Annotated in this window: 13 protein-coding genes and 1 pseudogene; 12 read left to right on the forward strand and 2 right to left on the reverse strand. The window is 66.4% G+C overall.

Annotation, left to right across the window (positions count from 1 at the left end):
• The first annotated feature begins 2 nt into the window (after positions 1-2).
• From nuoH to nuoN, 7 genes are read left to right on the forward strand one after another with little or no spacing between them, the layout of a single operon-like run.
• Entirely contained in the window at positions 3-995 is a 993-nt protein-coding gene (gene nuoH / locus FG99_RS20360) for an NADH-quinone oxidoreductase subunit NuoH (RefSeq protein WP_024128655.1), read from the forward strand.
• An 11-nt stretch (positions 996-1,006) separates the two neighbouring features.
• Positions 1,007-1,555, forward strand: coding sequence for an NADH-quinone oxidoreductase subunit NuoI (gene nuoI / locus FG99_RS20365; RefSeq protein ID WP_009623268.1), 549 nt, complete (start codon positions 1,007-1,009; stop codon positions 1,553-1,555).
• Positions 1,556-1,566: 11 nt separating this feature from the next.
• Entirely contained in the window at positions 1,567-2,067 is a 501-nt protein-coding gene (nuoJ, locus tag FG99_RS20370) for an NADH-quinone oxidoreductase subunit J (RefSeq protein ID WP_043272080.1), read from the forward strand.
• Positions 2,068-2,071: 4 nt separating this feature from the next.
• Positions 2,072-2,380, forward strand: a complete 309-nt coding sequence (gene nuoK / locus FG99_RS20375) for an NADH-quinone oxidoreductase subunit NuoK (protein ID WP_009623272.1) — start codon at positions 2,072-2,074, stop codon at positions 2,378-2,380.
• A complete protein-coding gene (gene nuoL / locus FG99_RS20380; RefSeq protein WP_043272081.1) occupies positions 2,377-4,221 on the forward strand; it encodes an NADH-quinone oxidoreductase subunit L in 1,845 nt (614 codons plus the stop codon). Before nuoK ends, nuoL begins: the two co-directional genes overlap by 4 nt.
• Positions 4,222-4,249: 28 nt before the next feature.
• On the forward strand, positions 4,250-5,779 hold the full coding sequence (nuoM, locus tag FG99_RS20385; RefSeq protein ID WP_009623276.1) for an NADH-quinone oxidoreductase subunit M: 1,530 nt from the start codon (positions 4,250-4,252) through the stop codon (positions 5,777-5,779).
• A 7-nt stretch (positions 5,780-5,786) separates the two neighbouring features.
• Positions 5,787-7,253, forward strand: coding sequence for an NADH-quinone oxidoreductase subunit NuoN (gene nuoN / locus FG99_RS20390; RefSeq protein ID WP_043272082.1), 1,467 nt, complete (start codon positions 5,787-5,789; stop codon positions 7,251-7,253).
• Between the two features lie 383 nt (positions 7,254-7,636).
• Here nuoN and FG99_RS20395 read toward each other — a convergent pair whose 3' ends face one another.
• Positions 7,637-8,701, reverse strand: a complete 1,065-nt coding sequence (locus FG99_RS20395) for an AI-2E family transporter (RefSeq protein WP_043272083.1) — start codon at positions 8,699-8,701, stop codon at positions 7,637-7,639.
• Between the two features lie 515 nt (positions 8,702-9,216).
• On the opposite strand from FG99_RS20395, the pseudogene FG99_RS33315 reads away from it, so the two are divergent.
• Both FG99_RS33315 and FG99_RS33320 read left to right on the forward strand, forming a co-directional pair.
• A pseudogene (locus FG99_RS33315) lies at positions 9,217-10,170 on the forward strand (HAMP domain-containing protein); the annotation flags it as partial.
• Between the two features lie 102 nt (positions 10,171-10,272).
• Positions 10,273-11,028 (forward strand): methyl-accepting chemotaxis protein, encoded by a 756-nt coding sequence (locus FG99_RS33320; RefSeq protein ID WP_371263880.1) that lies wholly within the window; start codon positions 10,273-10,275, stop codon positions 11,026-11,028.
• A gap of 705 nt (positions 11,029-11,733) precedes the next feature.
• Here FG99_RS33320 and thrH read toward each other — a convergent pair.
• Positions 11,734-12,351 carry a bifunctional phosphoserine phosphatase/homoserine phosphotransferase ThrH gene (gene thrH / locus FG99_RS20405; RefSeq protein ID WP_009623284.1) on the reverse strand — a complete coding sequence of 206 codons (618 nt, stop codon included), beginning with the start codon at positions 12,349-12,351 and terminating at the stop codon, positions 11,734-11,736.
• Between the two features lie 187 nt (positions 12,352-12,538).
• On the opposite strand from thrH, the gene FG99_RS20410 reads away from it, so the two are divergent.
• The 3 genes from FG99_RS20410 to FG99_RS20420 all read left to right on the forward strand — a co-directional run bounded on the left by FG99_RS20410 (position 12,539) and on the right by FG99_RS20420 (position 14,404).
• A complete protein-coding gene (locus FG99_RS20410) occupies positions 12,539-13,273 on the forward strand; it encodes a phosphoadenylyl-sulfate reductase (RefSeq protein WP_009623286.1) in 735 nt (244 codons plus the stop codon).
• Between the two features lie 77 nt (positions 13,274-13,350).
• On the forward strand, positions 13,351-13,695 hold the full coding sequence (locus FG99_RS20415) for a hypothetical protein (RefSeq protein ID WP_009623287.1): 345 nt from the start codon (positions 13,351-13,353) through the stop codon (positions 13,693-13,695).
• Positions 13,696-13,774: 79 nt separating this feature from the next.
• Positions 13,775-14,404 (forward strand): phosphatase PAP2 family protein, encoded by a 630-nt coding sequence (locus FG99_RS20420; RefSeq protein WP_043272085.1) that lies wholly within the window; start codon positions 13,775-13,777, stop codon positions 14,402-14,404.
• Positions 14,405-14,499: the final 95 nt, after the last annotated feature.

The raw sequence follows: 14,499 nt of genomic DNA on the forward strand, positions 1-14,499 counted from the left end.
GCATGAGCTGGCTGACACCCGCCATCGTCGACATCATCGTCGAGGTCATCAAGGCCATCGTCATCCTGCTCGCCGTGGTCGTCTGCGGCGCGCTGCTGAGCTGGGTCGAGCGTCGCCTGCTGGGCCTCTGGCAGGACCGCTACGGTCCCAACCGGGTCGGCCCGTTCGGCGCCTTCCAGCTCGGCGCGGACATGATCAAGATGTTCTTCAAGGAAGACTGGACGCCGCCGTTCGCCGACAAGATGATCTTCACCCTCGCCCCGGTCATCGCCATGGGCGCGCTGCTGATCGCCTTCGTCATCATCCCGATCAGCCCCAGCTGGGGCGTGGCGGACCTGAACATCGGCATCCTGTTCTTCTTCGCCATGGCCGGCCTGACCGTGTACGCGGTGCTCTTCGCCGGCTGGTCGAGCAACAACAAGTTCGCCCTGCTCGGCAGCCTGCGCGCCTCGGCCCAGACCATCTCCTACGAGGTGTTCCTGGCCCTGTCGCTGATGGGCATCGTGGCCCAGGTCGGCTCGTTCAACATGCGCGACATCGTCGACTACCAGGCCCAGCACCTGTGGTTCATCATTCCGCAGTTCTTCGGCTTCTGCACCTTCATCATCGCCGGCGTCGCCGTGACCCACCGTCACCCGTTCGACCAGCCGGAAGCGGAGCAGGAACTGGCCGACGGCTACCACATCGAGTACGCCGGGATGAAATGGGGCATGTTCTTCGTCGGCGAATACATCGGCATCGTGCTGATCTCGGCGCTGCTGGTGACGCTGTTCTTCGGTGGCTGGCACGGCCCGTTCGGCCTGCTGCCGCAGATCCCGTTCATCTGGTTCGCCCTGAAGACCAGCTTCTTCATCATGCTGTTCATCCTGATCCGCGCCTCGCTGCCGCGTCCGCGCTATGACCAGGTGATGGCCTTCAGCTGGAAGTTCTGCCTTCCGCTGACCCTGATCAACCTGCTGGTGACCGGCGCCTGTGTGCTGGCCGCGGCCCAGTAAGGAGAACCACCATGATCAAAGAAATCCTGCACATCGTGCATGGCACCTACACCCAGCTGCGCAGCCTGGTGATGATCTTCGGCCATGCCTTCCGCAAGCGCGACACCCTGCAGTACCCGGAAGAGCAGGTCTACCTGCCGCCGCGCTACCGCGGCCGCATCGTCCTCACCCGCGACCCCGACGGCGAGGAACGCTGCGTGGCCTGCAACCTGTGCGCCGTGGCCTGCCCGGTCGGCTGCATCTCGCTGCAGAAGGCCGAGACCGACGACGGCCGCTGGTACCCCGAGTTCTTCCGCATCAACTTCTCCCGCTGCATCTTCTGCGGCCTGTGCGAGGAAGCCTGCCCGACCACCGCGATCCAGCTGACCCCGGATTTCGAGATGGGCGAGTTCAAGCGCCAGGACCTGGTGTACGAGAAGGAAGACCTGCTGATCTCCGGCCCCGGCAAGAACCCGGACTACAACTTCTACCGCGTCGCCGGCATGGCCATCGCCGGCAAGCCCAAGGGCAGCGCGCAGAACGAGGCCGAACCGATCAACGTCAAGAGCCTGCTGCCGTAAGGAGACGTCGCGTGGAATTCGCTTTCTACTTCGCCGCCGGCGTCGCCGTGCTGGCAACCCTGCGGGTCATCACCAACAGCAACCCGGTGCATGCCCTGCTCTACCTCATCGTTTCGCTGCTCGCCGTGTCGATGACCTTCTTCAGCCTCGGCGCCCCGTTCGCCGGCGCCCTGGAGATCATCGTCTACGCCGGCGCGATCATGGTGCTGTTCGTCTTCGTGGTGATGATGCTCAACCTGGGCCCGGCGATCGCCGAGCAGGAGCGCAAGTGGCTCAGGCCCGGGGTCTGGATCGGCCCGGGCGTGCTTTCCGCCGTCCTGCTCGTCGAACTGCTGCTGGTGCTGTCGCGTAACCCCAGCGGCGCCGGCATCGGCCACACCACCGTGGACGCCAAGGCCGTGGGCATCGCCCTGTTCGGCCCCTACCTGCTGGTCGTCGAACTGGCCTCGATGCTGCTGCTGGCGGCACTGGTCGCCGCCTACCACCTCGGCCGCCACGACGCGAAGGAATAACACCATGAATGCAATCCCCCTGGAACACGGGCTGGCACTCTCCGGCGTGCTGTTCTGCCTCGGGCTGGCCGGCCTGATGGTCCGGCGCAACATCCTGTTCGTACTCATGAGCCTGGAAGTGATGATGAACGCCGCCGCGCTGGCCTTCGTGGTCGCCGGCAGCCGCTGGGCGCAGCCCGACGGCCAGGTGATGTTCATCCTGGTGCTCAGCCTGGCCGCGGCCGAGGCGAGCATCGGTCTGGCGATCCTGCTGCAACTGTATCGCCGCTTCCATACCCTCGATGTCGACGCTGCCAGCGAGATGCGCGGATGAACCTGCTGCCCCTCACCTTCCTGTTCCCCCTGGTCGGCTTCCTGCTGCTGTCTTTCTCCCGCGGCAAGTGGTCGGAAAATCTCTCCGCGCTGGTCGGCGTCGGCTCGGTCGGCCTGGCCGCGCTGTCCGCCTTCTGGGCGATCTGGAGCTTCCACAGCGCCCCGCCGGAAGGCGGCGCCTACACCCTGGTGCTGTGGCAGTGGATGAACGTCGACGGCTTCGCGCCGAACTTCGCCCTGTACCTGGACGGCCTGTCGGTCACCATGCTCGGCGTGGTCACCGGCGTCGGCTTCCTGATCCACCTGTTCGCCAGTTGGTACATGCGCGGTGAAGCCGGCTACTCGCGCTTCTTCGCCTACACCAACCTGTTCATCGCCAGCATGCTGTTCCTGGTGCTGGGCGACAACCTGCTGTTCCTGTACTTCGGCTGGGAAGGCGTGGGCCTGTGCTCCTACCTGCTGATCGGCTTCTACTACAGCCACGTACCGAACGGCAACGCGGCGCTCAAGGCCTTCATCGTCACCCGCGTGGGCGACGTGTTCATGGCCTTCGGCCTGTTCATCCTGTTCCAGCAGCTGGGCACCCTGAACATCCAGGAACTGCTGGTGCTGGCGCCGCAGCACTTCGCCCAAGGCGATATGTGGGTGAGCCTGGCGGCCCTGGCGCTGCTCGGCGGCGCGGTCGGCAAGTCGGCCCAGCTGCCGCTGCAGACCTGGCTGGCGGATGCGATGGCCGGCCCGACCCCGGTTTCGGCGCTGATCCACGCGGCGACCATGGTCACCGCGGGCGTCTACCTGATCGCCCGCTGCCACGGCATCTTCACCCTGGCGCCGAACGTGCTGGAACTGGTCGGCGTGGTCGGCGCGGTCACCCTGGTCCTGGCCGGCTTCGCCGCCCTGGTGCAGACCGACATCAAGCGCATCCTCGCCTACTCGACCATGAGCCAGATCGGCTACATGTTCCTGGCCCTGGGCGTCGGCGCCTGGGACGCGGCGATCTTCCACCTGATGACCCACGCCTTCTTCAAGGCCCTGCTGTTCCTCGCCTCCGGCGCGGTGATCGTCGCCTGCCACCACGAGCAGAACATCTTCAAGATGGGCGGCCTGTGGAAGAAGCTGCCGCTGGCCTACGCCAGCTTCATCGTCGGTGGTTCGGCCCTGGCCGCCCTGCCGCTGGTCACCGCCGGCTTCTACTCCAAGGACGAGATCCTCTGGGAAGCCTTCGCCAGCGGTCACCAGAAGCTGCTGATCGCCGGCCTGGCGGGTGCCTTCCTGACCTCGATCTACACCTTCCGCCTGATCTTCATCGCCTTCCACGGCGAGCAGAAGACCGAGGCCCACGCCGGCCACGGCATCAGCCACTGGCTGCCGCTGTCGGTGCTGATCGTGCTGTCGACCTTCATCGGCGCGCTGATCACCCCGCCGCTGCACGGCGTGCTGCCGGAAAGCGTCGGCCATGCCGGCGGCGAAGCACAGCACAGCCTGGAAATCGCCTCGGGCGCCATCGCCCTGGCCGGCATCCTGCTGGCCGGCCTGCTGTTCCTCGGCAAGCGCCGCTTCGTCAGCGCCCTGGCCAAGAGCGCGCCGGGCCGCTTCTTCGGCACCTGGTGGTACCACGCCTGGGGCTTCGACTGGCTGTACGACAAGCTGTTCGTGAAACCCTATCTGCTGCTCTGCCGCCTGCTCGGCCGCGACCCCATCGACCAGACCCTGGTCCTGGTGCCGCTGTCCGCCCGCGGTGGGCACACCCTTCTGAGCCTGACCGAGAACGGCCGCCTGCGCTGGTACGCCGCTTCCCTGGTCGGCGGCGCGGTGCTGCTACTCGCGCTGCTACTGGCCTAACGCATTCACGAAAGAGATCGAGCCCGTCATGATTCTGCCCTGGCTAATCCTGATCCCCTTCATCGGCGGCTTCCTCTGCTGGATCGCCGAGTACACCAGCAAGACCCTGCCCCGCTGGGTCGCGCTGGGTTCCATGACCCTGACCCTGGCCCTGAGCCTGTGGCTGTGGCACACCGGCGACTTCCACCTGGCGCCCGCGCCGGGTGGCGAGCCGCAGTGGACCGCCGAATTCAAGCTGCAATGGATCGAGCGTTTCGGCATCAGCGTGCACCTGGCCATCGACGGCCTGTCGCTGCTGATGGTCGCCCTCACCGGCCTGCTCGGCGTGCTGTCCGTGCTCTGCTCGTGGAACGAGATCCAGCGCCGCATCGGCTTCTTCCACCTGAACCTGCTGTGGATTCTCGGTGGCGTGATCGGCGTGTTCCTCGCCGTCGACCTGTTCCTGTTCTTCTTCTTCTGGGAAATGATGCTGGTGCCGATGTACTTCCTCATCGCGCTCTGGGGCCATAGCTCGGACGACGGCAAGAAGACGCGCATCTACGCCGCCACCAAGTTCTTCATCTTCACCCAGGCCAGCGGCCTGGTGATGCTGGTGGCGATCCTCGGCCTGGTGTTCGTGCACTACAACAGCACCGGCGTGCTGACCTTCAACTACGCCGACCTGCTGAAGACGCAGATGAGCGAGCACGTCGAGTGGCTGCTGATGCTCGGCTTCTTCGTCGCCTTCGCGGTGAAGATGCCGGTGGTGCCGGTGCACTCCTGGCTGCCGGACGCCCACGCCCAGGCGCCGACCGCCGGTTCCGTGGACCTGGCCGGCATCCTGCTGAAGACCGCCGCCTACGGCCTGATCCGCTTCGCCCTGCCGCTGTTCCCCAACGCCTCGGCGGAGTTCGCGCCCATCGCCATGACCCTGGGCCTGATCGGCATCTTCTACGGCGCCCTGCTGTCCTTCGCGCAGACCGACATCAAGCGCCTGGTGGCCTTCTCCAGCGTGTCGCACATGGGCTTCGTGATGATCGGCATCTACTCCGGCAGCCCCCAGGCGCTACAGGGCGTGGTGATCCAGATGATCGCCCACGGCCTGTCCGCCGCCGCGCTCTTCATCCTCTGCGGCCAGCTCTACGAGCGCCTGCACACCCGCGACATGCGCAAGATGGGCGGCCTGTGGTCGCGCATCCCGTACCTGCCGGCCGTGGCCCTGTTCTTCGCGACCGCGTCCCTGGGCCTGCCGGGCACCGGCAACTTCGTCGGCGAGTTCCTGATCCTGCTGGGCGCCTTCAAGACCGTGCCGGTGGTCATCGTCATCGCCACCTTCGGCCTGGTGTTCGCCTCGATCTACTCGCTGATCATGATCCACCGCGCCTACTTCGGCCCGGCGAAGGCGGATACGCCGATCGCCGGCCTGAACGCCCGCGAGCTGAGCATGGTCCTGGGCCTGGCGGTCCTGCTGATCATCCTCGGCATCTACCCGCAGCCGGTTCTCGATACCTCCGCCGCCACCATGCACGGTGTCCAGCAGTGGTTCGATTCCGCCCTTTCCACCCTTGCCGCACGGTAGTCGCGAAATGACCTTCACGATCCAACACTTCATCGCGCTCCTGCCGCTGCTCATCACCAGCGCCACTCTGGTGGTGGTGATGCTGGCGGTCGCCTGGAAACGCAACCACCGGCTGATCGCCACCCTCTCGATGATCGGCCTCAACCTGGCGCTGCTGTCGATCCTCTGGGCGATCAAGGCGACCCCCATCGCCGTCACCCCGCTGCTGCTGATCGACAACTTCGCGCTGTTCTACTCGGCGCTGATCCTGATCGCCGCCCTCGCCTGCTCGACCCTCGCCCATGCCTACATGGAGAGCTACCCGGGCAACCGCGAGGAGCTCTACCTGCTCCTGCTGCTGGCCACCGCCGGCGGCCTGGTGCTGGTGGCGGCGCAGAACCTGGCCGGCCTGTTCATCGGCCTGGAACTGCTCTCGGTGCCGGTCTACGGCATGGTGGCCTACGCCTTCTTCAACAAGCGCAGCCTGGAAGCCGGCATCAAGTACACCGTGCTGTCCGCGGCGGGCTCGGCCTTCCTGCTGTTCGGCATGGCCATGCTCTACGCCGAAGCCGGCACCCTGGACTTCGCCGGCCTGGGCAGCGCCCTGGCCGAAGGCACCGTGCACAGCCCGCTGCTGACCATCGGCGTGGGCATGATGCTGGTGGGCCTGGGCTTCAAGCTGTCGCTGGCGCCCTTCCACCTGTGGACCCCGGACGTCTACGAAGGCGCCCCGGCCCCGGTGGCGGCGTTCCTCGCCACCGCCGCCAAGGTCGCCGTGTTCGCCGTGCTGCTGCGCCTGTTCCAGATCGCCCCGGCGGCCCTGCACAGCGGCGTGCTGCACGTCGCCCTGGCGGTCATCGCGGTCATCTCGATCCTGGTCGGCAACCTGCTGGCGCTGACCCAGAGCAACCTCAAGCGCCTGCTCGGCTACTCCTCCATCGCCCACCTGGGCTACCTGCTGATCGCCGTGGTGGCCAGCAACGGCCTGGCCGTGGAGACCGTCGGCGTCTACCTGACCACCTACGTGGTCACCACCCTGGGCGCCTTCGGCGTGGTCACCCTGATGTCCACCCCCTACAGCGGCCGCGACGCCGACGCGCTGTTCGAGTACCGCGGCCTGTTCTGGCGCCGTCCGGTGCTGACCGCGGTGATGACCGTGATGATGCTGTCCCTGGCCGGCATCCCGCTGACCGCCGGCTTCATCGGCAAGTTCTACGTCATCGCCAGCGGCGTCGAGTCGCACCTGTGGTGGCTGGTCGGCGCCCTGGTGCTGGGCAGCGCCATCGGCCTGTACTACTACCTGCGCGTCATGGTCACCCTGTTCCTGGTCGAGCCGAACATGAAGCGCCACGACGCGCCCCTGGACTGGGCCCAGCGCGCCGGCGGCATCATGCTGGTGGCCATCGCCCTGCTGGCCTTCTTCCTCGGCGTCTACCCGCAGCCGCTGCTGGACATCCTCCAGCATTCCGGCCTGGCGGTAGCCGTCGCCGGCTGATCGCAGGCAGCAAAGAAAAACCCCGCCTCGCAGGCTGTGTGAAAACCTCCGGATCGGTCCAGCTGGTTAAAAAACAACCTGGATTTCGCGTTTCTACGCGGATTCTGGGTTGGCTGAATAGCCAAGCCTTTTCAGATTTCACGTAGGAACGCACTCTTCGAAGAGCCGCTCGGGTTTTCACACAGCCTGCTCGGCGGGGTTTTTTATTGCCTGCGAAACGCCGTGCTTCCTGGAACCGTAGGAGCAAGCATGGCTTTTCGTAGGATGGTGTTGAGCGAAGCGATACCCATCAGCGCAACCGCATGGGTTTCGCAAGCTCAACCCATCCTACGAAAAACGCCTCGGCGCAAACAGTTGCGCCTACGCTATCCCCAGGCCCTCCCCTACCCCGCCAAATCCTCGGTTTCCTCGCGGCCGGTGAACAGGTCCCAGCTGGCGATGAACAGCGCGGCGATCAGCGGGCCGATGACGAAGCCGTTGAGACCGAACAGCGACATGCCGCCCAGGGTGGAGATCAGCACCACGTAGTCGGGCATCTTGGTGTCCTTGCCCACCAGGATCGGGCGCAGGATGTTGTCCACCAGGCCGATCACCAGCACGCAGAAGAGGATCAGCACCACGCCCTGCCAGATCGCCCCGGTGAGCAGGAACCAGGCCGCCACCGGCACCCACACCAGCCCCGCGCCTATCGCCGGCAGCAGCGACAGGAAGGCCATCAGCGTGCCCCACAGCAGCGAGCCCTGGATGCCCAGGAACCAGAAGATCAGCCCGCCCAGCGCGCCCTGGGTGGCGGCCACGGCGATGTTGCCCTTCACCGTGGCGCGCACCACGGTGGTGAACTTGGTGAACAGGTGCTGCTTGTGCTCGTGGTCCAGCGGCACCGCCTGCTTGATCCGCCGGCCCAGGGTGCGGCCGTCGCGCAGCAGGAAGAACAGCAGGTAGAGCATCACGCCGAAGCTGATGACGAAGTCGAAGGTGTTCTGGCCGATGCTGAAGGCCTTGGTGGCGACGAACTGGCTGGCCTGCATGGCGCCGCTGGAAAGCTTCTCCTGCAGGCTCGACAGGTCGCCCAGGTCGAAACGCTCCAGCCACTGGTGGGCCCACGGCGGCAAGGCGGCGAAGGCCTGCTGTACCAGGCCGGCGAGGTTCAGTTGGCCGGACTTCAGGCTCTGGTAGAGGTTGGCGCCTTCCTGCACCAGCGAGCCGGTGATGAAGATCACCGGCAGGATCACGATGAGGATACAGGCGCTCAATGTGATCAGCGCCGCCAGGTTCCTGCGCCCGCCCAGGCGCGCCTGCAGCCGGCGGTGCACCGGGGTGAAGATGATGGCCAGGATGGTGCCCCAGAACACCGCGCCGTAGAACGGCAGCAGCAGCCAGGCGAAGGCGATGCTGACCACCGCCAGCAGTATCAGGAACGTCCGGTTTTCCAGTTTCGAATCGAGCATGTGCAATCCCATCTGCCGAGAGTGGCCTGCACATTAGTCAGCAGATGGGTGGCGAAGTGCAACCCGGCGCGAGACTGGCGCCCCAGAAGCCCAGCCGACGGACGGTAGCAATGTCTGTAAAGAAAATCGCACAGCCGCCGATATTTCCGAACATCCCCAAGGTTCCCGCAGAGGACACCCCCATGCCCTTCCGTCGCCTCTCCATCCAGTGGAAGATCACCCTGCTCGCCGGCCTGTGCCTGCTCGGCGTGGTCTCGCTGCTCGCCGGCCTCTCGATCTTCCGCATGCAGCACAGCACCGCGCTGGTGAAGGAATCCAGCACGCACATGCTGGACGATGCCGCCGAAGCCCGCCTGCGCGCCCGTGGGGAAATCCAGGCGATGCGCATCCAGCGCTACTTCAGCGACGCCTACCGCTACGCACAGAGCTTCGCCCGCCAGGCCCTGGCCATGCGCCAGCTCGCCGCCCAGCGCGGCCTGGACACCCTGGCCCTGCGTGAGGAGCTGAACCGGCAGATGCGCGACGCGGTGGCGGCCAACCCCGAACTGCTCGGCCTGTACCTCGCCTTCGAGCCCGACGCCCTCGACGGCCACGACGCGCAGGCCGAAGGCCGCACCGAGATCGGCAGCAACGAAAAGGGGCGTTTCTCGCAATACTGGGCGCAGGCCACCCCCGGCAAGCTGGAAGCCGAGCCGATGGACGAGAAGATGCTCGACGACACCAGCCCCGGCCCCAGCGGCGCGGCCTACAACGCCTGGTACACCTGCCCGAAGGCCGCCGGCAAGACCTGCGTGCTGGAGCCCTACGTCGACGAAGTGGGCAACCGCAAGATCCTCATGACCAGCATCGCCCTGCCCCTGCGGGTGGACGGCAAGCTGGTCGGCGTGCTGGGCGTGGACATCGCCCTCGACCGCCTGCAGGAAATCGCCCATGAAGGCAGCCAGGAACTCTACGAAGGCCAGAGCCGCGTCGCCATCGTCAGCCCCGCCGGCCTGCTCGCCGGCTACAGCGCCGACGCCGGCAAGCTCGGCAAGAAGCTGCAGGAGGTCTACCCCGCTCAGGGCGGGCAGCTGCTGCAACTGCTCGGCGCCGACCAGCACAAGGTCCTCGAACACGACAGCGAACTGCGCGCCCTGCAACCGCTGCGCCCGATCCCCGAGGCCGACGCCTGGGGCGTGCTCATCGACGTGCCGCTGCAGGCCCTGCAGGGCCCGGCGGTGAAGCTGCAGCAGGAACTGGACCAGCAACGCACCCAGGGTACCGTCGTCGAACTCGGCCTGGGCCTGCTCGCCGCCCTGCTCGGCCTGCTGCTGGTATGGCTGACCGCGCGCGGCGTGACGCGCCCGATCCTCGGCGTGGCCGGCATGCTGCGCGACATCGCCAGCGGCGAGGGCGACCTGACCCAGCGCCTGAAATACCAGGGCCAGGACGAACTGGGCGAGCTGGCTGGCTGGTTCAACCGCTTCCTCGACAAGCTGCAGCCGATCATCCGCGACGTGAAGGCCTCGGTGCAGGACGCCCGCGCCACCGCCGACCAGTCCGCCGCGCTGTCGACCCAGACCAGCGCCGGCATGCAGCAGCAGTTCCGCGAGATCGAGCAGGTGGCCACCGCCTCCCAGGAAATGAGCGCCACCGCCCACGACGTGGCCAACAGCGCGGCCATGGCCGCCGACGCCGCCCGCGGTGCCGACGGCGCCACCCGCGACGGCCTGGCGGTGATCGACCAGACCACCCGCGCCATCGACGAACTGGCCCGCGACATGAGCCAGGCCATGACCCAGGTCGAGGGCCTGGCCGCCAGCAGCGAGCAGATCGGCTCGGTGCTGGAGGTGATCCGCGCCATCGCCGAGCAGACCAACCTGCTGGCGCTCAACGCCGCCATCGAAGCGGCCCGCGCCGGCGAGGCCGGACGCGGCTTCGCGGTGGTGGCCGACGAAGTGCGCAACCTGGCCAAGCGCACCCAGGACTCGGTGGAGGAAATCCGCCAGGTGATCGAAGGCCTGCAGAACGGCACCCGCGAAGTGGTCACCGCCATGCACAGCAGCCACCAGCAGGCCCAGGGCAGCGTCAGCCAGGTCGAGCAGGCGGTCGCCGCGCTGCAGCGTATCGGCGAGGCGGTGGGGGTGATCAACGACATGAACCTGCAGATCGCCAGCGCCGCCGAGGAACAGAGCGCGGTGGCCGAGGAGATCAACCGCAATGTGGCGGGCATCCGCGACGTCACCGAATCGCTGTCCGGCCAGGCCCAGGAGTCGGCGCAGATCAGCCAGTCGCTGAACGACCTGGCGAATCACCAGCAGGGACTGATGGGGCAATTCCGGGTGTGATCGGCGGGCTCCCATACACCCGTAGGATGGCGTTGAGCGAAGCGATACCCATCACCACGGCCGCATGGGTTTCGCAAGCTCACCCCATCCTACGAAGAGCGCCTCGGCGCAGGGGCGTAGGGCGCATACCCGTTCGCGGTTATGCGCCGTTGGCCGGAAACACCAATGCCCCGCACCACACCCGTAGGATGGCGTTGAGCGAAGCGATCCCCATCACCCCGCCCGCATGGGGTTCGCAAGCTCAACCCATCCTACGAAGAGCGCCTCGGCGCAGGGACGTAGGGCGCATAACCGTTCGCGGTTGTCCGCCGTTGGCCGGAAACACCAATGCCCCGGTCCACACCCGTAGGATGGCGTTGAGCGAAGCGATACCCATCACCCCGCCCGCATGGGTTTCGCAAGCTCAACCCATCCTACGAAGAGCGCCTCGGCGCAGGGGCGTAGGGCGCATAACCGTTCGCGGTTATGCGCCGTTGGCCGGAAACACCAATGCCCCGGTCCACACCCGTAGGATGGCGTTGAGCGAAGCGATACCCATCATCGCGGCCGCATGGGTTTCGCAAGCTCAACCCATCCTACGAAGAGCGCCTCGGCGCAGGTCGACAAGCCCGCCCGTGTTTTCCTGGAACCCACAAAAAACGCCGTTGCCCATGACGGGAAACGGCGTTCTTTCTCGAACCCCGGGCCATCACCGGCCCGCCGGCATTACAGGCTGAGCTGGCGGTTCGACGCCTTGAGGAACTCCTGCTTCAGGTCCTCGTAGGTGTGCACCGCCGGGAACTGCGGGAACTCGCGGATCACGTTCTCCGGCGCATGGAACAGGATGCCAGCGTGGGCTTCGCTGAGCATGGTGGTGTCGTTGTACGAGTCGCCGGCGGCGATCACGCGATAGTACAGGCTCTTCAGGGCGATCACCGACTGGCGCTTGGGGTCCTTCTGGCGTAGCTGGTAGCCAACCACGCGGTCGGTCTCGTCGGTGACCAGCTTGTGGCACAGCAGGGTCGGGAAGCCCAGCTGGCGCATCAGCGGCTGGGAGAACTCGTAGAAGGTGTCGGAGAGGATCACCACCTGGAAGCGCTCGCGCAGCCAGTCGACGAACTCCACCGCGCCTTCCAGCGGCTTCAGGGTGGCGATCACTTCCTGGATGTCGGCCAGCTTCAGGCCGTGCTCGTCGAGGATGCGCAGGCGCTGCTGCATCAGCACGTCGTAGTCGGGGATATCGCGGGTAGTCGCCTTGAGCGCTTCGATACCGGTTTTTTCAGCGAAGGCGATCCAGATTTCCGGGACCAGTACCCCTTCCAGGTCGAGACAGGCGATTTCCACGAACGATTCCCCGCAGGTTTGGACAGAAGGCGGCACTCTAGCGGCTCGCCCGGGCCGGCGCAACGCGGCACTTATACTCAAAGCACACAGTCGACCTTCCTGATGGTTATTTAGGGGCATATCCCTGCCTTTGTTAAGATCGGCAGCCTTATAGCGCACCGCGCAAGTACAAGTGGAAAACCGCCTGATGAGCCATCCGTTCGACGTCGCCGAAATCGCCGCGACCTATGCCAGCAAGTCCCCCCAGGACATCCTCAAGTTCGCCTTCGAGCACTTCGGCGACGACCTGTGGATCTCCTTCAGCGGCGCCGAGGACGTGGTGCTGCTGGACATGGCCTGGAAGATCAACAAGAACGTCAAGGTGTTCAGCCTGGACACCGGCCGCCTGCACCCGGAGACCTACCGCTTCATCGAGCAGGTGCGCGAGCACTACGGCATCGCCATCGAGGTCATGACTCCCGATCCGCGCCTGCTGGAACCCTTCGTCAAGGAAAAGGGCCTGTTCAGCTTCTACAAGGACGGCCACGGCGAGTGCTGCGGCATCCGCAAGATCGAGCCGCTCAAGCGCAAGCTCGCCACCGTCAGCGCCTGGGCCACCGGCCAGCGCAAGGACCAGAGCCCCGGCACCCGCAGCCAGGTGGCGGTGGTCGAACTGGACGGCGCCTTCTCCACGGCGGAAAAGCCGCTGTACAAGTTCAACCCGCTGGCCAGCATGAGCAGCGAGGAAGTCTGGGCCTACATCCGCATGCTGGAGATTCCCTACAACAGCCTGCACGAGCGCGGCTTCATCAGCATCGGCTGCGAGCCCTGCACCCGCCCGGTGCTGCCCAACCAGCACGAGCGCGAAGGCCGCTGGTGGTGGGAGGAAGCCACCCAGAAGGAATGCGGCCTGCACGCCGGCAACCTGATCAGCAAGGGTTGAGCTCGTCGCCGGCGGGTTTTCCGCCGGCGCCGCAGCGCTTAAGGTAGGCCCTGCCCCTACCGCGAGAGGAAAGCCCCATGCGCATCACCATGGTCAAGAAGGTCCTGGCCGACGGCGAGGACTGCGGCAAGTGCAAGGACGTGCAGCAGCGCCTGGAGAAAGGCGGCTACCTGCCGCGCATCGACCGCGTGCTGGTGGCCGACGAACGCAACCCGGGCAGCGCCGGCTGGATGGTCGCCGCCCAGTACGGCGTGGACAGCGCGCCCTTCTTCGTGGTGCGCCACGACGACGGCCGCGAGCAGGTGTTCACCGTGTTCATGAGCTTCCTCCACGAGATACTCGAAGGCCGCGGCCCGGCGCCGCAGGACTCGCCCGAGGCACTGGCCGAGCTGGCCCTGCGCAGCGACCTCGACCGACTCTGACCGCCCTTCCGTCCCAGCTTAATGCCGTCTTCAGGCTACGACGCCTATAGTCCTGCGTGCCCTCTTACAAGAATCGACCATGCCCACCTTGCTCCCTACTCCCGGCCCCAGCCTGCTGGAGGCGCTCGACCGCCAGGCGTTCCTCGCCATCAACGCCACCGCGCAGACGCCAGCCTGGCTGATCGACACCGCGCGCTTCATCGCCACCGTGCCGCTCTACCTGTTGCCGCTGGCATTGCTGTACCTGTGGTGCCGGGGTGACCACGGCCTGCGCGGCCGCCTGCTGCGCGCCCTGGGCGTGACCTCGCTGGCGCTGGGGCTCAGCCTGCTGATCGGCCTGCTCTGGCCGCACCCGCGCCCCTTCGCCATAGGTCTGGGCCACGCCTGGCTGGCCCACGCCGCCAACGCCTCCTTCCCCAGCGACCACCTGACCCTCTTCGCCGGCTGCGCTCTCAGCCTGCTGTTCGACGATGCCTGGCTGCTGGGTGCGTTGATCGGCGCCGTCGGCCTGGCGGTGGGCTACGCGAGGGTCTACCTGGGCATCCACTCCCCGCTGGACATGCTCGGCGCGCTGGCCGTGGCGGCGGTGAGCAACAGCCTGGTCTGGCTGCTCTGGCAGCGCCACGGCGGCACGTTGACCGCCCAGGCCGAGACGCTATACCGACGCGTTCTGGCGCCGGCAATCAGCCGGGGGTGGTTGCGTCACTGAATGCGCCTGGCGAGCGGCATGGTTTCGGTCGTGAACCTGGCCTCTCGCGCCTTCCTTAACCTCGTCATTCCTGCGGACGAGGGAACCCAGTGACG

The sequence above is a fragment of the Pseudomonas sp. AAC genome, from assembly GCF_000725445.1.
GTDB lineage: Bacteria > Pseudomonadota > Gammaproteobacteria > Pseudomonadales > Pseudomonadaceae > Pseudomonas > Pseudomonas citronellolis.